Below are 19,765 nucleotides of genomic sequence, written 5' to 3' on the forward strand. Positions count from 1 at the left end.
GGGCCCAACTTACCCGGCCGGCGGCCAGGAACGCAATCCGACGAGCTGACCGACGAGCTGACCGACGAGCCGACCGACGAGCCGACGAGCCGACGAGCCGACGGGCCGGCGCCGTGGCGAGCGTTTTTCGTTTCACCCACGATTGCGCTGTGTCAGAGCACCCTTGGCGCCGGCCCTGCGCTGCAGCGCGGCACGGACGCTCCTCCGCGTGGTCCATGAAGGTCCCCCGAACCATCTTCCGCGAGTACGACATCCGCGGCGACGCCGAGCGCGACCTCAGCAGCGAGCTTGCCCGCGAGCTCGGCGCCGCGTTCGCCGGCCTCCTGCAGCTCTCCCTCGACGCGCAGCGCGTCACCCTGCCGGTCGACGGGCCCCGTCCCCGGGTCGCCGTTTGCCGCGACGGCCGCCTCTCGAGCGACAGGCTGTTCTCCGCGCTCACGGACGGCCTGCGCGCGGGCGGCGCCGACGTGATCTCGGCCGGCGTCGGGCCGACGCCGCTGCTCTACTTCGCGGCGCACCACCTGCACGCGGACGGCGCGATCATGATCACGGCGAGCCACAACCCGGCGCCGGACAACGGGTTCAAGCTCATGCGCGGCAAGGCCTCGTTCTTCGGCCAGGAGATCCAGGGGCTCGCCGATGCCATCGAGGAGGGCCTGGGCGCCGCAGGTGCCGCGGGAGGCGGCGCGCTCACCGAGGTCGACCTTGCGGCCGACTACATCGAGGCGGTGCGCGCCGCGGCCCGCCTGTCCCGCACCGACGTCCGCTTCGTGGTCGACGCCGGCAACGGCGCGGCCGGCCCGCTCGGCGTCCGCACGCTCACGGCGCTCGGCTTCTCGCCGGACGCGCTCTTCTGCGACATCGACGGCCGGTTCCCGAACCACCACCCGGACCCGACGGTGCCCGAGAACCTCGAGGCGCTCCGCGCCCGCGTGCTCTCGACAGGCGCCGCGCTCGGCGTCGCGTGGGACGGCGACGGCGACCGGGTTGGCGTCGTCGACGAGCGCGGCGAGGTGATCTGGGGGGACAAGCTGCTGCTCCTGTTCGCGCGGTCGCTCCTCGCGGAGCGCCCCGGCTCGGCGGTGCTCGGCGAGGTGAAGTGCTCCGAGACGCTCTACGCGGACATCGCCGCGCGCGGAGGGCGCCCCATCGTCTGGAAGACGGGCCATTCGCTCATCAAGACAAAGATGAAAGAGGAGGGCGCCCTGCTCGCGGGCGAGATGAGCGGGCACATGTTCTTCGCCGACCGGTGGTTCGGGTTCGACGACGCGGTCTACGCGACGGTCCGCCTGCTCGAGATCGTGGCCCGGGAGCAGCGGCCGCTCGGCGAGCTGCTCGCCGACGTGCCGCTGACCTTCGCGACCCCCGAGATCCGGGTCGACTGCCCCGACGCCGTGAAGTTCGAGGTCGTCCGCCGCGTGACCGAGCACTTCCGCCGCGTCCGTCCGGTCGTGGACATCGACGGCGCGCGCATCGACTTCGGCGGCGGGGCCTGGGGCCTCTGCCGCGCCTCGAACACCGGTCCGATCCTGGTGCTGCGGTTCGAGGCCCGCTCGGTCGCGGACCGCGACGCGGTCCGCGCCGAGGTCGAGGCCGTCGTCTCCGCCGCTGTCCGCGACGCCGTCGCCGCCCCGCTCCCGTGACAAAGCCCGACGTCGAGCCGCAGAACGAGCCCTGGACGATCCGCCGCGTGATCGCCTGGGCCTCGGGCGATCTGAGGAAGCGCGGCGCGTCCTCGGCGCGCCTCGACGCCGAGCTCCTGCTCGGCAAGGTGCTGGGCATCGATCGCGTCGGGCTGCTCATCGACGCCGATCGGCCGCTCACGAGGGACGAGCTCGCCACCTACCGGGAGCTGCACCAGCGCCGCCGCGCCGGCGAGCCGGTCGCTTACCTGCTCGGTGTGCGGGAGTTCTACGGCCGCCCGTTCCGCGTCGATCCGCGCGTGCTCATCCCGCGCCCCGACACCGAGATCCTCGTCGAGGTCGGCCTCGCCCGGACGAGGCACCTCGCGCTCTCCGCGCGCGTGCTCGATCTGTGCACCGGGTCCGGCTGCGTCGCGGTGAGCCTCGCCTGCGAGCGGCCCACCAGCCGCGTCCTCGGGATCGACATCTCGGACGGGGCGCTCGCCGTCGCCCGCGAGAACGCGCTCCGCCTCGGCGCCGTCAACGCGGGGTTCTTGCGCTCGGATCTCTTCGCCGGCGTGCCGTCCGGCCTCCGCTTCGATCTGATCACCGCGAACCCGCCGTACATCCCGGACCAGGACGTGGCCGCGCTGCAGATCGACATCCGCGGCTACGAGCCGCACCTCGCGCTGGCGGGGGGACCGGACGGGCTCGCCTTCACGCGCAGCATCGTCGCGGGCGCGCCGGCGTTGCTCGCCGGCGGCGGCGTGCTGGCGGTGGAGGTCGAGGCCGGCAAGGCGGGCGAGGTCGCCGAGCTCTTCGCGGCGGCTGGGTTCGTCGACGTCACGCGGAGCCTCGACTACGGCGGTCACGAGCGCGTCGTCTCCGGCGCCCTGCCCTGATCGCCCGCCGCGCGGGGCGGGGCGGAGACTGGGCGGCGGCCGCGCAGGGCGCGCGCGCCTTCGCGAGGATGGGGCTGGCGTGCCGTATGCACCGCGTGCCGCGGGTCGGTGGCGGGGGCTCCGCGGCGTTCCGTGTGCTGGCGGCTGTCTGCTCCGCTCCCGAGCGCGTTCACCCTGTGAGGCGGAGAGGTGTCCCATGAGGCAGCTGGATCCCAGGCCCGAGAGCTCGACGGCCGATCTCGTGAAGGAGGCGATCGTCGAGGCGAGGGAGCTGATAGAGGTCGAGGTCGCGCTGGCGCGCGACGAGATCAACCAGGAGATCTCGCGGGCGAAGACGTCGGGCGTCGCGCTCGGCGTGGCGGCTGCCGCGGCGCTGCTCGGGGTGGCGCTCGTGCTCGTCGCGATCGCGCTGGCGATCTCGCCGGAGCCGCTCCCGGCGCTGCTGATGGGGCTCGCGCTGATCGCGCTGGCGATCGTGGTGGGCATCGTCGGCTACGAGCGTGCGCCGAGGAGGCCGCTCGAGCGGACGCGCGGTCGGCTCGGGTCGGACGTCCGGCTGGTCCGGGAGCGCGTCGTATGAAGGGGCTGAACGGCCAGCGGGAGGAGTTCGAGCGAAAGGCGGACGAGCTGCGCGACCGGCTGCTGCACACGATCGAGGTGATCGATCGGCGGCGCCACGCGCTCCTCGACGTGAAGACCCAGGTGCGCCGGCACGGCGCCGGGGTGGCCACCGGAGGGCTCCTGCTCGCGATCCTGGGCGGCGCGGCGGTGATCGCGCTGGTCCGGGGGGCGCGGGCGCGCGGCGAGCGGCTGCGGGGCGAGCGGGTCCGTGCGCTCGTCCGCTCTTGGCGGCACCCGGACTGGGTGGCGCCGCGCGGGAAGCCGAGCGTGCCGCGCGAGATCGGGCGGAAGATCCTGGTGGGCGCGGTGTCCTTCGCGGCGATGCAGCTCATCCGGCGCGGGATCCGGCTCACGCTGGCGCCGCCGACCCGGAAGGTGCTCGTGCGGCGGCGGGTGCCCGAACTCCAAGCGTAGAGCGGAGCTCACCCGCTTCGGATCCGGGCCCACCTCGACGTTTTCGGTGCTCGGCGCACCGGAGTGCGCCTGTGCGCCGAAAACGCCGATCTGGGCCCGTCTCCTGTGCGGGTGAGCTCCGCTCGGCGATCGTGGTGGCAGGAGCGGCCGGTCGGAGCTGGCGGCGGGGGGTCAGGGGCCGGTGTAGATGGCGGTGCGCCAGCCCAGGTAGAAGCCTGGCTGGCGTACGGACGTGCTCCAGGTGTAATCGGCGTAGAGCCACGGTCCCATCGACACCTTCCAGAGCCGGATCCCCTCGTAAAACACGCCGCCTCCGATGCGAGCCGGGAGAGCGCCGTCGATGACGTCGGTGTCGCTGCCGTCCGAGGTCGTGTAGGCCACGCCGGTGCCGGCGTCGAAGATGACGCCCACCTCTCTCCAGCGCTCCCCGAGCGAGAAGAGCGGGAATACCTCGGTGTGGAACATGAACCCGCCGGCCAGGGAACCATGGTCCGCGGCGCTCAGGGCGTGCCCGCCGAACGCGCCGCCGAACGTGAGCCAGTCCGCGAGCACGCCGCCGAGCCAGACGTAACCCCCGCCGCCGATCCCGACGCCTGTCTCGGTGTAGTGCCGCTCGAACCCTATCTTCTGAATATCATTCGGAAATCCGGCGGCGCTCCCGAGCGACAGGCCGCCGGCGATCCCTGCGGTGAACCCGGCGCGCCGCACCGCTGGCCTGGGGGCGAAGAGCGGGTCGGCGGCGGGCGTCTCTCCGGACGGCGCCGGCTGCGCCGCGGCGGTGGTGTGGAGCAGGCTGAGGCCAAGGAGCGCCGGAAGCGCGGTCGCGCGCAGGAGGGGGAGAGGCGTCGCCATGGGCTCCCTTTCCTATACGATGACGGGGACCCCGGCATCGCAATCTGGCGGTTCATCGCGCACAGGCGCGGCCGCGCGCGGTCGCGCCTCGCCTCCGCGTACCGGTCCGGCGCACCCGCACGCCGGGTCGCCGGGCGCACCTACCGTCACGTCACGTGCGATCCTCAGCCGACCTCTTCACGGGCTTCGCTGGTCTCCTGGTCGCCGCCTGCCTGGGCGACTCGGGTGCCGTCTTCGTGCCTGCCTTGCTCGCCCTCTCCCCGGAGCGCTTCTATCGCGCGGAGCTCCGCCTGGCTGATCCCGAGGCGCCACGCCTCTACATGGCGTCCCTCGACCTCGTCGCGTGGCGTGAAGCCCTCGATCCGGGCTGCGAACATGCTCACGTCGCCCATGCCCCCGAAGTCAACGCCGCGGATCGGCGTCGCGCGCGGCGCCGTCGCTCCCACGGTGAGCGACGCGTCGCTCCTCACTCGTGTGACGTAGTCGGCGACATCGTCCTGGGATCGCCCATCGAGCGAGCGCACTTCGTCCTTGATCGAACCCCACGCGTCCGGCCCCTTGAGCTCGGCGTTCACCGCCGCTGCTGCGAGCACGAACGGTCCGACGGGCGCTCCGAGGTGCCCGGCGCCGACGGCCATCTCAGGGACGGACCTGCTCCGCGGACGAGGAGCCAGCGGATCCGGCAGCGTCTCCGGTGTGTCGCGTCGTGCGGAGCTCAAGGTGAAGAGATGCTCCAGCGCATTGGCGCTCGCGTCCCGCTCCGTCAGGTGCGCCAGTCCGAAGCGCAGCGCGAGGGTCTTCAGGATCGACGTGTGATCATAGACCGTGCTATCGACGCGGTTCTTGGGGATGAGCGGGGAGATGATCACGGCCGGCACGCGCGGCCCCAGCCGCTTGAAGTCGAACGCGCCGTTCGCGGAGCCATCCCCCGGCGCCGGCGCCGCGGGCGGCGGGACATGGTCGAAGAACCCGCCGTGCTCGTCGAAGACGACGATGAGCGCGCTGCGCTGCCACACGTGCGGCGACGCCCGGATCGCTTCATAGACGTCCTTCACGAGGGCCTCGGCGTTCATCATATCGCTGATGGGGTGCATCGAGTTCCCCCGGGAAAAGTCGCCCAAGATGGCGTCGTAGCGCGGCTCGATGAAGACATACCGCGGCAGGAACGGCCTCTTCTGCAGCTCCCACGCGAACTGCGAGAACTCCTTCATCTCGGCTCCGAACGCGGAGATGCCATCCAGGAGGACGCTCATGTTCTCGACGCGATCATGCACGAAGATGGCCCACGGGATGCGCTTCTGACGGAGCCGACCGAAGATGTGGCCGTTCCTGAAGTCGTAGCCGTCGATGGTGCGCAGCGCGATTTGCCCATGGCTCGGGCTGTCGGCGATTCCACCCGACGTGGCCGCATGGGCGAACATGCGGTTCGGAAACGTCGGCCCCGGCATGGAGCTGAACCAGCGGTCGCAGATGACGAACTCCTTGGCAAGCGAGGTCAGCACCCGGAGGTGACCTGGCCCGACGCAACGAACGGCATCCTCCATGGTCGGGTCTGTGCCGTCTCGGTCCGCGATGAAGCCGTCCATCGTGATGTTCCGATCGGAGTAGGGCCCATGATGGCTCGGCCCACAGAGCTGCCGCTTCACGTCCCCGAGCTCATGGGGGATATCGCGCGTCAGGCGGTTCAGGGCGCGGTTGATGTTCCTGTCGATCTGAACCAGCTCGCCCGACCTGTTCTTGACAAAGAACCTCTTGCCAATGAGCCCGTCGACGCCGACCCTCTGCCCGGTAGTCGCGCTGATGCCCGAGATGCCAGAGAGACCGAAGATGTGGTCGAACGAGCGATTTTCGAGCATGAGCACGAAGAAGTGCTGCACGTCGTTTAGCGCCACTGGAATCCTCCTGGAGGGCGTCGAGACGTCCCATGAAGACGGGAAGATGGGAAATCATTGAGGATTTTATCCCCGCCTTCCCGCCTTCCTGTTCAAATGACCCCACCACCCGAGGATGGACGTCGACAAGGTTCGGAGATTCCGGGTCTGCCACATGACCTCCCGCCCCATGGCCGGCAGCATCCCACGGTTCATACCAGAGCCTCGTCGCGCATGAGAAGCGCGTTCGCCCGAGCACGCCGCGAACTCGCCTGCCCCCGGCGGCCGGGGCACGGTATGCTTGTCGCACCATGAAGGCCTCCCCCTGCCTGCTCCTCACGGCGCTTCTCGCTGGCGCCTGCGGAGGTGCCGAGGCACACCGATCGGGTCCCCCAATGACCGCAAGCTCCTCACGACTCCCCGCTGCGGCCAGCGCCGCGCCGACGCCCGACGCCCCTGGCCGCCCCGCGTACCCGCCCACCCGCGTCGCGCCGGTGAAGTACGCCGTCCATGGAGTCGAGATCACCGATCCGTACCGCTGGCTCGAGGAGGGCGACGCGCCGGAGGTGAAGGAGTGGATGCAGGCTCAGGACGCGTTCACGCGCGCCGAGCTCGCGCGGCTCCCCGAGCGGGACGCGATCGCGTCGAGGCTCAAGCAGCTCTTCTACATCGACACGGTCTCCGCGCCGCGCCACCGCCGGGGCCGATACTTCCTGAGCCGGAGGCACGCGACGAAAGAGAAGTCGATTGTCTACTGGAAGGAAGGAAAGAGCGGCGAGGAGCGCCCGCTGCTCGACCCGAACAGCTGGTCTGACGACGGCAGCGTCTCGCTGGGCGGGTGGGAAGTCTCGTGGGATGGCAAGAACGTCGCCTACAAGATCCAGAAGAACAACTCGGATGAAGCGACCCTGCATGTGATGGATGTCGCGTCCGGCAAGCGCTCCGAGGTGGACGTCATCGAAGGGGGCAAGTACGCGTACGCGTCGTGGACGCCCTCCGGCGACGGCTTCTACTACGTCTGGCTCCCCACTGACCCGTCGATCCCGGTCGCCGATCGGCCCGGCTACGCCGAGGTGCGCTTCCACCGGCTCGGCCAGGATCCGAAGCAAGATCGCGTGGTGCGCGGCAGGACGGGCGATCCGAAGACCTTCCTCGGCGCGGCCCTGTCCAAGGATGGCCGCTTCCTGATGCTCACCGTCGCCCACGGGTGGACCTCGACCGACGTCTACTTTCGCGATCTCCGCAGGCCGGGCGGGCAGGCCGTGGACAAGCCGCTCGCCGTCGGGCGCGACGCTCACTACAGCGTCGAGGTCTACAAGGACCGGTTCTACGTCCACACCGACGAGGGCGCGCCCCATTACCGCCTCTTCGAGGTCGACCCGGCCCGGCCGGAGCGCGCCGCGTGGAAGGAGATCGTCCCGGAGCGCCCTGACGCCATCCTGGACAGCTTCTCCATCCTGGGTGGGCACCTCGCGCTGGGCTACCTCAAGGACGCCTCCAGCCGGGTCGAGGTGCGCTCGCTCGACGGCAAGCGGGTCCGCGAGGTCCCGCTGCCCGGCATCGGCACCGTGGGCGGCCCGTCCGGGCTGCCCGACGAGGACGAGGCGTATTTCTCGTTCGAATCCTTCACCTCGCCCCCGGAGATCCACGCGACCTCGATCAAGACGGGCCAGACCGCGCTCTACGCGCGCATCGAGGTGCCTGTCGACCCGTCGCCGTTCACCGTCGAGCAGACCTTCTTCCCGTCCAAGGACGGCACGAAGATCTCGATGTTCATCGTCCGTCGCAAGGACATGAAGAAGGACGGGAGCTCGCGCGCGCTGCTCTACGGCTACGGAGGGTTCCAGATGTCGCAGACCCCCTCGTTCACCGCCTCGATGTATCCGTGGCTCGAGCGGGGCGGCGTGTACGCGGTGGCGAACCTGCGCGGCGGCGGCGAGTACGGCGAGGCGTGGCACCGGGACGGGATGCTGCTCAAGAAGCAGAACGGCTTCGACGACTTCATCGCCGCCGCGGAGCACCTGGTCCGCGAGGGATATACGCAGCCGGAGCGGCTGGCCATCCAGGGCGGCTCGAACGGCGGCCTGCTCGTCGGCGCCGCGCTCACCCAGCGGCCGGATCTGTTCGGGGCCGTCCTCTGCGGCGTCCCCCTGCTCGACATGGTGCGATACCACCTGTTCGGGTCCGGCAAGACGTGGATCAGCGAGTATGGGTCCGCCGACGATCCGGAGCAGCTCAAGGCGCTCCACGCCTACTCGCCCTATCACCACATCAAGCCGGGGACGAGGTACCCGGAGGTCCTCCTGCTGTCGGCCGACAGCGACGATCGGGTCGATCCGATGCACGCGCGCAAGTTCGCCGCGGCGCTCCAGGCGGCGAGCTCGGGCGGGCGGGTCCTGCTCCGCATCGAGCGGAACGCCGGGCACGGCGGCGCGGACCTCATCAAGGCGGCCGTCGCGAAGGGGGCCGACCAGCTCTCCTTCGCGCTGTGGGCCACGAACGCGCCGGCGCCGGCGAGCCGATGAGGCGCGGCGGGCGCGCGGCGTGACGGGCGCGAGGCCCGACGGACAGGCTTGCGGCTCCGCGCCGCGACGGCTAACAACGCCCGGCCGTGCGAATGCTTCACCCCGGAGCCGGGTCCTCGCGGCCCGGGCCTTTGACCTCGCGCCCCCTCGCCGCCGCTGTCGCGGCGCTGGTGGAGGAGGGGACGCGCGCGCCGCTCGCGGAGCGCTCCGATCCTGCGGCGGTCCTCGCCGGGCTCATGGATCTGCACGGCAGCGTGGCGCTCGCGCGCGAGCTCTCGCTCCTCGACCGCCCCGCCGCGCCGCCCCCGCCGGCGGCCGAAGGCGCGCGCGCCGAGGTCCGGGCGCTCGCCGCGGAGCGCCTCGGTGAGCTCGCGGCGGCGCTCGACTCCGTGTTCGCCGCGCCGTTCCACCGGCGGAACAAGCTGCCCGACGCGGCGGCGGTGCTCGCGACGCTGGAGCTGACCGGGGTGCTGTCCGCGCGCGCCGCGCACGAGCGGGCGGCGCGCGGCGGACGCCCGCTCGCGTCCGCGGTCGGCCAGCTCTGGGAGCCGTTCGGCGAGCTCACGGACCGCGTCCTCGGCCGCATCCGGCTCGAGACGCGCGCGCTGCGCGAGGAGCTCGCGCCGTCGCTGCGGGCGCTCGGGCCGGACGCGGCCCGGCTCGAGCGGTTCGACGCGGTGATCGCCGCCGCCACCCAGAAGCGGCGCGAGCGCGCCCTTGCCGGGCTCGTCCCCGGGCTCGCGCGCGCCTTCGCGCGGGGCCTCCGCGCGGCCGTTGTCGCGCTGCCGGAGGCGGTCGAGATCGAGCACGTGGCGGGCTGGTTCGCGCGGGAGCAGTGGCTCGGCCGGGAGCTCCAGCGCATGGAGCTCGTGGTCCAGGCGGTGCTCGCGCACGAGGCGGGCCGGCTGCTCGCGCTTGTCGACGGGGCTGCGGCGGCGGGCGCGCCCGCGTAGCCCGTGAGGGGCTCCACGATGCGGCTCGCGACGGCGCGGCAGTGGACGACGCGGCTCCTGGTGCTCCTCACCGGGGGGGTCGGTCTCGCCCTGGTGGGGCGGGCGGCGCTCGCCTACCGCGGGACGGATCCGCTCGCGTACCGCCTCGTGCAGCTGATCGCGCTCGGGCTCGCGCTCGGCACCCTCGAGCTGTTCGTGCGCGCGGGTCGGGCCGCCCGGATCGAGCGCGAGCTCGCCGCGCTGCCGCGGCCGGCGACGCGGGCGGCGATCGAGCAGACCAGCGCGCCGCTCCGGTCGATGCTCGAGGCGCGGGTCGCCGGCGCGGCGCTGGCTCCGGCCGGCGCGACGTTCGCGTCGTACCTCGTCGGGCTGCTCGTGATGATCGGGCTGCTCGGCACGTTCCTCGGCCTGTTCGAGACGCTGCAGGGGGCGCGCGAGGCGCTGACCCTGAGCGCCGACGTCGACGCGCTGCGGGGGAGCCTGGCCGCGCCGCTGCAGGGCCTGTCGCGCGCGTTCGGCACCTCGGCGGCGGGCGTGTCGGCGTCGGGGGCGCTGGGGCTCGGCGCCGTGCTCGCGCGCCGGGCCGAGGCGGCGGCCGTGGCCGCGCTCCAGGCCTACGCGGCGGGCCCGCTCGCGGCGCTGACGGTCGCGGGGCGACAGCTCGCGGCGCTGGAGGCGCTCGCGCGGCAAGGCGAGGCGCTCCCCGCCGCGGCGGCGTCGCTGCGCGAGGCCACCTCCCGGCTCGAGCGCCTCGAGGAGCGGCTCGTGGCCGTCCAGGTCGAGGGGGCGCGCCAGGCCGCCGCCTCGTTCACGGCGGCCGCGGCCGAGATCCGCGGCGACATCGCGGCGGGCCTCCGGCAGACAGCCGACGTCGCGGCCGGCGTGGTGAGGCCAATCCTGGCCGAGGCGGTGGAGCGCGCCGGCGCGGCCGCGGGCGGCGCGCTGCAGGCGGTCGAGCGGCGCCTCGACGAGGAGTCACGCGCGCGGCGAGAGGCGGACACCGCGTCGGCGTCGCGGCTGGAGGGCCAGGCGGAGCGGCTGGCCGGGGTGGTGGGGGAGGCGATCGAGCGGCTGGAGCAGGCGCAGGCGGCGCGGGCGGCGGAAGCGGCGTCGCGGCAGGCGGAGCAGGACGCGGCGCGCGCGGCGCACCTGAGGGCGCTGGGCGAGGCGCTGTCGGGGCCGCTGACGGAGGCGGCGCGCGCGGCGCAGGCGGCGCCGGAGGCGGCGGCGCGGCTGATCGGGGAGGCGTCGGAGCGGCTGTCGGCGCGGGCGGAGGCGGACGCCGAGCGGGACGCGCGGCTGGACGCGCTGCTGGAGAAGCTGTCGGAGGCGACGGCGGGGATGTCGGGCAGCGCGCGGGAGCAGGCCGAGCGGGTGGCGGCGCTGGCGGAGGCGGCGGAGCGGGTGGCGGCGGAGCGCGAGGCGCGGGCCGAGGCGCGCGTGGCGGCGCTGGGCGAGGCGGCGCGGGCGCATCTGGCGGAGCAGGCGGCGCGGCTGCTGGCGTTCGAGGAGCGGCTCGACGGCGCGCGGCGGGAGGCGGCCGACGGGCTGGCCGAGCGGCTCAGCGCCCACGCCGGCGGCCTGGGCGAGCGGCTGGAGCGGATGGAAGAGGGCGTCGTGTCGCGGCTGGAGCGGACGGAAGGGGGCGTCGCGTCGCGGCTGGAGCGGATGGAGGAGGGCGCGGCGAAGCGCTTCGAGCGGCTCGACCGGGAGGCCGCGGCGCGCCGGCGCGAGCTCGAGACCGAGTCGTCGTCGCGGCTGGAGGGCCAGGCGGAGCGGCTGGCCGGGGTGGTGGGGGAGGCGATCGAGCGGCTGGAGCAGGCGCAGGCGGCGCGCGCGGCGGAAGCGGCGTCGCGGCAGGCGGAGCAGGACGCGGCGCGCGCGGCGCACCTGAGGGCGCTGGGCGAGGCGCTGTCGGGGCCGCTGACGGAGGCGGCGCGCGCGGCGCAGGCGGCGCCGGAGGCGGCGGCGCGGCTGATCGGGGAGGCGTCGGAGCGGCTGTCGGCGCGGGCGGAGGCGGACGCCGAGCGGGACGCGCGGCTGGATGCGCTGCTGGAGAAGCTGTCGGAGGCGACGGCGGGGATGTCGGGCAGCGCGCGGGAGCAGGCCGAGCGGGTGGCGGCGCTGGCGGAGGCGGCGGAGCGGGGGGCGGCGGAGCGCGAGGAGCGGGCCGAGGCGCGCGTGGCGGCGCTGGGCGAGGCGGCGCGGGCGCATCTGGCGGAGCAGGCGGCGCGGCTGCTGGCGTTCGAGGAGCGGCTCGACGGCGCGCGGCGGGAGGCGGCCGACGGGCTGGCCGAGCGGCTCAGCGCCCACGCCGGCGGCCTGGGCGAGCGGCTGGAGCGGATGGAAGAGGGCGTCGTGTCGCGGCTGGAGCGGACGGAAGGGGGCGTCGCGTCGCGGCTGGAGCGGATGGAGGAGGGCGCGGCGAAGCGCTTCGAGCGGCTCGACCGGGAGGCCGCGGCGCGCCGGCGCGAGCTCGAGACCGAGTCGTCGTCGCGGCTGGAGGGCCAGGCGGAGCGGCTGGCCGGGGTGGTGGGGGAGGCGATCGAGCGGCTGGAGCAGGCGCAGGCGGCGCGCGCGGCGGAAGCGGCGTCGCGGCAGGCGGAGCAGGACGCGGCGCGCGCGGCGCACCTGAGGGCGCTGGGCGAGGCGCTGTCGGGACCGCTGACGGAGGCGGCGCGCGCGGCGCAGGCGGCGCCGGAGGCGGCGGCGCGGCTGATCGAGGAGGCGTCGGAGCGGCTGTCGGCGCGGGCGGAGGCGGACGCCGAGCGGGACGCGCGGCTGGATGCGTTGCTGGAGAAGCTGTCGGAGGCGACGGCGGGGATGTCGGGCAGCGCGCGGGAGCAGGCCGAGCGGGTGGCGGCGCTGGCGGAGGCGGCGGAGCGGGGGGCGGCGGAGCGCGAGGCGCGGGCCGAGGCGCGCGTGGCGGCGCTGGGCGAGGCGGCGCGGGCGCATCTGGCGGAGCAGGCGGCGCGGCTCCTAGCGTTCGAGGAGCGGCTCGACGGCGCGCGGCGGGAGGCGGCCGACGGGCTGGCCGAGCGGCTCAGCGCCCACGCCCGCGGCCTCGGGGAGAGCCTCGAGGCGACCGCGGCGGTGGCGCGCGAGGCGTCGGAGCTCGTGCGCGCCGGCGGCGCCGAGATGACGGCGGTGGCCGAGATGTTCACCGTCGCGGTCGACCGTTACCGCGACGCCAGCGATCGCTGGCTGAACAGCCTCGGCGCAATCGAGGACGCGATCGAGCGACGTGAGCACGGCGAGGCGACGGACCTCCTCGGCGCCTACCTCGACCAGACCCGCGAGGTCTTCGACCACTCGCTGCAGTTCCAGCGCGAGCTCTTCTCGGAGCTGCGGGCGCTGAGGAGCAGGACGAGCTGATGCGTCGCTCCTCGCCTGCGCCTGGCGCCTCGCGCCCCGAGGTCGTCTGCTCCACGGATTGCCGTGAGAGCGCGCCGGTATCCGCCCTGGCGCGCGCCGCGAGAGCTGAGCGATGTCCCTGATGCCGGCCGAGGACGAGGCGCCCGAGCAGGCGGCGGTGTGGCCGGTCTTCGGCGACCTCATGGCCTGCCTCTTCGGCCTCTTCGTGCTCTTTTTCGTCTGGGCGATCTCGTTCCAGGTCGACCTGGCCCGCGATCTGGCCGCCGAGCGTGCCACCCGCGCAACGGAGCGCGCGCGCCTGGAGACGCTCGAGCGCGCCCTGGCCGGACCGCTCGCCGAGGGCAGGATCACGCTGACGGAGGGGCGCATCGGGATCCGCGGGAGCATCCTGTTCGAGCTCAACTCGGCCGAGCTTCAACCGGAGGGCATCGCGCTGCTCCGCGCCCTGGCTGATCCGCTCAAGGCGTACCTGGCCCACCATGACGAGCTCATCATGGTGAGCGGGTTCACGGATGACCGGCCCCTTACGAGCTCGTCCCGTGGCTATGCCGACAACTGGGAGCTCTCGGCGCAGCGCGCGCTCACGGTGACGCGCGCGCTCGCGGCGGGCGGCGTTCCCGACACGGCGCTGTTCGCGGCCGGTTTCGGCGAGCGGCACCCGGTGGCGCCCAACGACACAAGCGAGAACCGGGCGAAGAACCGTCGCGTGGAGATCTCGCCCATCCCGCGGCGCGGCGCGCCCTGATGGCGTCCACGTTAAATTTTTCTCCCCCGGTGGATTTCGACGAGCGCCAGCGGCGTCTCCAATCCCAACCCGGGTCGCCCGCCGCCGCGGCCGCCCAACCCGGGTCGCCCGCCGCCGCGGCCGCTCAACCCGGGTCGCCCGCCGCCGCGGCCGCCCAACCCGGGTCGCCCGCCGCCGCCGCGGCCGCTCAACCCGGGTCGTCCTCCTCCCCCTCCTCCGCCGCGCGCCTCGCGGCCCTCCGCGCCGCCGGCGCCCACCGCTTCGATCCGGCCAGCTACCGCTTCGTCGAGGCGCTCCTCGAGCGCGCCCGCGCCCTCGACGGCGGCGCCCGCGCGCGCCTCGACGCCCGCGCCTCTGCGCGGCTCACGGCGCTCGAGGCCGCCTTCCACCGCGCCCGCGCCGACGCCGAGGCCCAGCTCCGCGCCCTCGCCGACGCGGGCGTCCCCGACGGCGGGGAGCTCGCCGCGGCGCTCTCGCTCGGCGAGCTCCCCGCCGTCGTGAGGGCTGCGCGCCGCCGCCTGCGCGCGCTCGCCGCCGGGCGGCAGACGACCGCCGTGCCCTCGCTCGCGCGCCTCCGCGGCGAGGCCGCCGCGCGCGACATGCGCCTGCCCGAGCCGCTCGCGCGCGATCTCGCCGCGCTCCCGTGCGACGGCGACGTCGTCGAGCGCCGGGTGAAGCGGCAGGCCCAGGCGCTCAGCAACGCCCTGTCCACGGCGCTGTTCCACGAGTCGCTGGTGAGCGCCCGCGCGACGCTCGCCGTCGCCCGCGCGGCCGACAACGTGCCCGAGGACGCCGGCCCCTACAACGCCCAGGTCCTCGCCTCCCGGGCCCTCTGCGCCGCCGAGCGGCTCTCGGCGCACTACCTGCGCGCGCTCGTCGCCAGCCTCCAGGATCTCGGCGCCCTCTCCGCCGCGCTCGAGCCGCCGCCCGAAAAGTCCACCCGGAAGAAGGCCGCCCCGCGAAATACCGGCGATACCGCCCCGCGCCGCCGGTTCGCCCCGTCCGCCCGAAAAAAAGAATCTCTTTTCCGTGGATCGCGTTAGGTAAGAAGTCGCCATGCCTCGCTCGCCAGGCCGATCGCTCGCTGCCCTCGCGCTGACCCTGCTCGCCGCCTCCTGCTCGTCCGCGCCCGAAAAGGTGCAGAGCGGGCCGTCGACGCCGCCGCTCAAGCAGTGCGGCACCGAGGTCGTCAAGCACGGTCACGGCTACAACGGCGCGGCGCGCGAGTGCATCTGGCAGGCGTACAGGAACCGCGAGCCGTCCGAGTTCACGACGACGCGGTACACCATCGAAGGCGATCCCGTCACCTACCGCCTCGAGGTCACCCTCACCGGCGTCGTCGTCGTCGTGGACAGCAAGGATCGCTACGCTCTCCAGGGCGTCTTCCGTCACGCTTGCCGCAACCTCGAGCGCATCATGCAGGAGGGCCGCGAGGACCGGTTCGGCTTCGCGCTCAGCGCGTGCTCCGGCGGCGGCGCCGATCGGTTCGCGGTCCCTTGACGCGCCCGCCGCGGCCTCGGGGCGGCGCGCGCCGGGTCGCCCCCGCAGGCCCCGCGCGGCTCCGCCCCGGGTCCGCCGCAGCGCGAGACGTTGGAAACGGAACGGCAACGCGCGCGCAGCGCACCGGACAGCCGAGCCCCGCGCGGACAGCCGCGGGCGGGCGCGGCCCGAGGCCTGATCTGGTGGACGCGACCGATCCTTGCCGCGTAGGCTCCCTGAGAGCAGTTGAAGCGGGCAGCCAGATGAGCAGACGATGCGTCCTGTGTCGCGCGATCGGTTCGATCCAGGCGCCGGAAGGGCGCGGATGACGGCGGATACGCGCCCGTCGTTCGGCAGTTCGGCAGCGCGTGCCTGAGAGCAAGCTGGAGGGTAGCGCCGTGCAGCGTCACCTCGTTTTTGAAGCCGCCGGGATCACCCACGCTGGCATGGTCCGGGAAACGAACGAGGACAGCTTCGCGATCCTCGAGCCGCGGGGGCTGTTCCTCGTGGCTGACGGCATGGGAGGCCGCGCCGCCGGGGAGGTCGCCTCGCGGATGGCGATCGACACCGTGCGTGATTTCTTCGACGATCCGGACTCCACCTGGCCTGTCGCGGTCAGCGTGGGGCCGGCCACGACGCGGGGCGCGGAGGCCCGCTACATCGATCAGGGGCTCCCGCTGCTCGTCGCGGGCATCCAGCTCGCGAACGGCCGCATCTTCTCCGCGGCGCGGCGCGACCGGGAGAAGCGCGGGATGGGCACCACGTTCGCCGCCGCGCTCGTGCGCGACGGCTTCATCGCCGTCGCGCACGTGGGCGACAGCCGCGTATACCGCCTCCGCGATCACCGCCTCGAGCAGCTCACCCGGGACCACTCGCTGGTCAACGAGTGCATCCGGCTCGGCCACCTCCTCCCCGAGCAGGCCAGCTCGTTCCCGCTCCAGCACGTGATCACCCGCGCGCTCGGCACCGACGAGGCGGTCGAGGTGGAGACGCGGATCGACGCCGTCGAGGGCGGGGATGTCCTGCTGCTCTGCTCGGACGGCCTGTCCGGCGTGGTGTCCGCGCAAGATATCGCAAGTATCCTGGACGAGGGCGCCGACCTCGCCGACATCACGTCGCGGCTCGTCAAGCGCGCCAATGAGAACGGTGGCCCCGATAACGTCACCTGCGTTGTCGTGCGCTGGCGCGCTTCTCCCGGCGGCCCGGCCAGGCGCTGAGCTGCGCGCTCCCCTGACCTGGGCTGCCGCGCGCATTGCGCGTGGCTTCCCGGTTTTTCCATAGAACATCGCGTGCCGGAGAGCGCGCCACCGTGTTAATGGCGGTGAGCAATCCAATGGGCGCGCGAACGAACGGATCCACACAGTCGCAATCCATCGTCTCCACCTCCCGGAGCGCGGGGCCGGCCAGATCGGGAAAGGGCGGCGCGTCGCGGGCGCCGCGCCCGGAGCCGGCCGCGCCCGACCTCGGGCAGGCCGAGCCGCGGCCGGCGCTCAAGCTCCTCGACGCCGCGCGCGAGCCGGATTTCATCGAGGTGCTCGGGTCGCGGGAGCACAACCTCCGCATCGATCGGCTGGAGGTGCCGAAGCGGAAGCTCGTGGTGTTCACGGGGGTGAGCGGCTCGGGCAAATCGAGCCTGGCGTTCGACACCCTCTACGCCGAGGGGCAGCGGCGTTACGTCGAGACGCTGAGCTCGTACGCCCGGCAGTTCCTGGGTCAGCTCGATCGACCGCAGGTCGAGCACCTGCGCGGCCTGTCGCCGACCATTGCCATCGAGCAGAAGAGCGCATCGAGCAACCCGCGCTCCACGGTCGGCACCATCACCGAGGTCTACGATTACCTGCGCGTGCTCTATGCGCGCGCCGGCGAGCAGCATTGTCATCTCTGCGGCAAGCCGGTGAAGGCGCAGAGCTCGGAGCAGATCGTCGACGAGCTCCTCGGCATGCCGGAGGGGACGAAATTCGTGCTGTTCGCCCCGCTCGTGACGCACCGGAAGGGGGAGTTCAAGGACCTCTTCGAGGAGCTCCGGGGCCGCGGCTTCGTGCGGATCGAGATCGACGGGGCGCAGCACCGGCTCGACGAGGCGCCGCGGCTCGACAAGAAGCTCAAGCACACCATCGCGCTCGTGGTCGACCGGCTCGTCGTGCGGGCGGACGAGCGCCAGCGCATCACCGAGGGGGTCGAGCTCGCGCTCCAGGAGGGGCGCGGCGAGCTCCGGGTCGAGGTCCAGGCCGACGACGCGCCGGCCGCGCGGCGGCGGCGTCCGGGCGCCCCGCTGCTGTTCAGCGCCGCGCGCTCCTGCTGCGGCCAGAGCTTCCCCGAGCTCTCGCCGCAGAGCTTCTCGTTCAACAGCCCGCTCGGCATGTGCGGCGCCTGCAACGGCCTCGGCACCCGCCTGGAGATCGATCCGGCCCTCGTGATCCCGGACCCCGCGCTGTCGCTCCGGGAGGGCGCCATCGCCCCCTGGGCGTCGGCCATGGCGCGCGGCGAGGGCTGGACGTTCCGCATCATCGACGCCGTGGCCAAGGCGTGCTCCGTCGACCTCGACGTGCCCTGGCGCAAGCTCGGGGCGAAGAAGCAGGAGATGGTGCTCCATGGCCTCTCGGGCAAGCGCATCGCGGTGACGTGGGGGAAGGAGGGGACCGAGACCCATGGCACCTGGGGCATCAAGTTCGAGGGCGTGATTCCCAGCCTGATGCGCAGGTTCCAGCAGTCGTCGTCCGAGTCGGCGCGGGAGGCTTACCGCAAGTTCATGAGCGAGCGGCCGTGCGACGTCTGCGGCTCCAGGAGGATGCGCCCCGAGTCGCTCTCGGTGCGCGTCGCGGACAAGGGGATCGCCGACGTCACCGGGATGACGGTGAAGGACGCGTTCGACCATTTCGCCCGGCTGGAGCTCCCGGGCAACCGGCAGAAGATCACGGAGGGGGTGCGGCGGGAGATCACGAGCCGTCTCAACTTTCTCCTGAACGTGGGCCTCGACTACCTGACGCTCGATCGTTCGGGGCCGACGCTGAGCGGCGGCGAGGCGCAGCGCATCCGGCTGGCGAGCCAGCTCGGCAGCGAGCTCTCGGGGGTGATGTACGTGCTCGACGAGCCGAGCATCGGCCTGCACCAGCGGGACAACCAGCGCCTCATCGAGACGCTGCGGCGCCTCAGGGATCTGGGCAACACGGTGCTGGTGGTGGAGCACGACGAGGAGACGATCCGGGCCGCCGATTACGTGGTGGATTTCGGCCCCGGGGCGGGGCACCTCGGCGGCCGGGTGATGGCCGCGGGGACGCCCGAGGAGATCGAGCGTCACCCGGAGAGCCTGACGGGCGCGTACCTCGCGGGGCGCGCGCGCATCGAGGTGCCCGAGGCGCGGCGCGCGCCGCGCGGGTGGCTGGAGATCCTGGGCGCGTCCGAGCACAACCTGAGGAGCATCGATGTCCGCTTCCCGCTCGGGGTGCTGCTCGCGGTGACCGGGGTGAGCGGCGCGGGCAAGAGCTCGCTGGTGAACGGCATCCTCCTGCCGGCGCTCGGCCGGGCGCTCCACAACAGCACCGAGCCGGTCGGCGCGCACCGCGCGATCAAGGGGCTCCAGGCGCTCGACAAGGTGATCGCGATCGACCAGAAGCCGATCGGCCGCACGCCGCGCTCGAACCCCGGGACGTACACGAAGGCGTTCGACCAGATCCGCGAGATCTTCGCCGAGCTGCCGGAGTCGCGGACGCGCGGCTATGGTCCGGGGCGGTTCAGCTTCAACGTGAAGGGCGGGCGCTGCGAGGCGTGCAGCGGTGACGGCGTGGTGAAGGTGGAGATGCACTTCCTCGCCGACGTCTACGTCCCGTGCGAGGTGTGCGCCGGCAAGCGGTACAGCGCGCAGACGCTCGCGGTGCGGTACAAGGGCAAGAGCATCGCCGACATCCTGGACACCAGCATCGAGGACTGCGTGCGGCTCTTCGAGCACCACGTGGCGCTGCGGCGGATCCTCGACACGCTGGTCGAGGTCGGCCTCGGATACATGAAGATCGGCCAGAGCGCGCCGACGATGAGCGGCGGCGAGGCGCAGCGCGTGAAGCTGAGCCGCGAGCTCGGCAAGAGCCAGACGGGGCGCACGCTCTACGTGCTCGACGAGCCCACGACGGGCCTGCATTTCGAGGACATTCGCAAGCTCCTCGGCGTGCTCCACCGGCTCGTCGAGGCGGGGAACACGGTGGTGGTCATCGAGCACAGCCTCGACGTCATCAAGTGCGCCGACTGGGTTGTCGACCTCGGCCCCGAGGGCGGCGCCGGCGGCGGCCAGGTCATCGCCGAGGGGACGCCGGAGGACGTCGCGAACGTCCCGGCCTCGTACACGGGGCAGTTCCTGCGACCGCTGCTGGCGGCTCGCTAGCGCCTCGTCACCCAGAGAACCGTCCCTGGTGTGA

14 protein-coding genes are annotated in these 19,765 nt (G+C 73.3%); 12 read left to right on the plus strand and 2 right to left on the minus strand.

The window, feature by feature from the left end; genetic code table 11:
* Window positions 1-215 precede the first annotated feature (215 nt).
* From WME75_RS42990 to WME75_RS43005, 4 genes are all read left to right on the plus strand, one after another.
* Window positions 216-1,643, plus strand: a complete 1,428-nt coding sequence (locus WME75_RS42990; RefSeq protein WP_437483410.1) for a phosphomannomutase/phosphoglucomutase — start codon at window positions 216-218, stop codon at window positions 1,641-1,643.
* Window positions 1,640-2,524: a peptide chain release factor N(5)-glutamine methyltransferase gene (gene prmC, locus WME75_RS42995; protein ID WP_437483413.1), complete on the plus strand. Its 885-nt coding sequence runs from the start codon at window positions 1,640-1,642 to the stop codon at window positions 2,522-2,524. Before WME75_RS42990 ends, prmC begins: the two co-directional genes overlap by 4 nt.
* Before the next feature lie 196 nt (window positions 2,525-2,720).
* Window positions 2,721-3,104, plus strand: coding sequence for a phage holin family protein (locus tag WME75_RS43000; protein WP_437483416.1), 384 nt, complete (start codon window positions 2,721-2,723; stop codon window positions 3,102-3,104).
* Window positions 3,101-3,559: a hypothetical protein gene (locus WME75_RS43005; RefSeq protein ID WP_437483419.1), complete on the plus strand. Its 459-nt coding sequence runs from the start codon at window positions 3,101-3,103 to the stop codon at window positions 3,557-3,559. The genes WME75_RS43000 and WME75_RS43005 overlap by 4 nt, the downstream gene beginning before the upstream one ends.
* Window positions 3,560-3,730: 171 nt before the next feature.
* Here the strand turns inward: WME75_RS43005 and WME75_RS43010 are convergent, their stop codons facing one another.
* Both WME75_RS43010 and WME75_RS43015 read right to left on the minus strand, forming a co-directional pair.
* Complete coding sequence (locus WME75_RS43010) at window positions 3,731-4,411, minus strand: hypothetical protein (protein WP_437483422.1); 681 nt, start codon at window positions 4,409-4,411, stop codon at window positions 3,731-3,733.
* Window positions 4,412-4,575: 164 nt separating this feature from the next.
* A complete protein-coding gene (locus WME75_RS43015; protein WP_437483425.1) occupies window positions 4,576-6,303 on the minus strand; it encodes an alkaline phosphatase family protein in 1,728 nt (575 codons plus the stop codon).
* Window positions 6,304-6,677: 374 nt separating this feature from the next.
* Between WME75_RS43015 and WME75_RS43020 the strand changes: the two genes are divergently transcribed.
* From WME75_RS43020 to uvrA, 8 genes are all read left to right on the plus strand, one after another.
* On the plus strand, window positions 6,678-8,807 hold the full coding sequence (locus WME75_RS43020; protein WP_437483428.1) for a prolyl oligopeptidase family serine peptidase: 2,130 nt from the start codon (window positions 6,678-6,680) through the stop codon (window positions 8,805-8,807).
* Window positions 8,808-8,938: 131 nt separating this feature from the next.
* Window positions 8,939-9,760 carry a hypothetical protein gene (locus tag WME75_RS43025; RefSeq protein ID WP_437483431.1) on the plus strand — a complete coding sequence of 274 codons (822 nt, stop codon included), beginning with the start codon at window positions 8,939-8,941 and terminating at the stop codon, window positions 9,758-9,760.
* A gap of 18 nt (window positions 9,761-9,778) precedes the next feature.
* Window positions 9,779-13,135 (plus strand): hypothetical protein, encoded by a 3,357-nt coding sequence (locus WME75_RS43030; protein ID WP_437483434.1) that lies wholly within the window; start codon window positions 9,779-9,781, stop codon window positions 13,133-13,135.
* Between the two features lie 112 nt (window positions 13,136-13,247).
* The gene (locus WME75_RS43035; protein WP_437483435.1) at window positions 13,248-13,880 is read left to right on the plus strand and encodes an OmpA family protein; all 633 of its coding nucleotides are present in this window, start codon (window positions 13,248-13,250) and stop codon (window positions 13,878-13,880) included.
* Window positions 13,880-14,923 (plus strand): DUF2894 domain-containing protein, encoded by a 1,044-nt coding sequence (locus WME75_RS43040; protein ID WP_437483438.1) that lies wholly within the window; start codon window positions 13,880-13,882, stop codon window positions 14,921-14,923. Before WME75_RS43035 ends, WME75_RS43040 begins: the two co-directional genes overlap by 1 nt.
* A 13-nt stretch (window positions 14,924-14,936) precedes the next feature.
* Window positions 14,937-15,380 carry a hypothetical protein gene (locus WME75_RS43045; RefSeq protein WP_437483441.1) on the plus strand — a complete coding sequence of 148 codons (444 nt, stop codon included), beginning with the start codon at window positions 14,937-14,939 and terminating at the stop codon, window positions 15,378-15,380.
* Window positions 15,381-15,757: 377 nt separating this feature from the next.
* A complete protein-coding gene (locus WME75_RS43050) occupies window positions 15,758-16,576 on the plus strand; it encodes a Stp1/IreP family PP2C-type Ser/Thr phosphatase (protein WP_437483443.1) in 819 nt (272 codons plus the stop codon).
* A gap of 116 nt (window positions 16,577-16,692) precedes the next feature.
* On the plus strand, window positions 16,693-19,731 hold the full coding sequence (uvrA, locus tag WME75_RS43055; RefSeq protein WP_437483446.1) for an excinuclease ABC subunit UvrA: 3,039 nt from the start codon (window positions 16,693-16,695) through the stop codon (window positions 19,729-19,731).
* Window positions 19,732-19,765: the final 34 nt, after the last annotated feature.

The sequence above is a fragment of the Sorangium sp. So ce1014 genome, from assembly GCF_051521505.1.
Classification (GTDB): Bacteria; Myxococcota_A; Polyangia; order Polyangiales; family Polyangiaceae; genus Sorangium.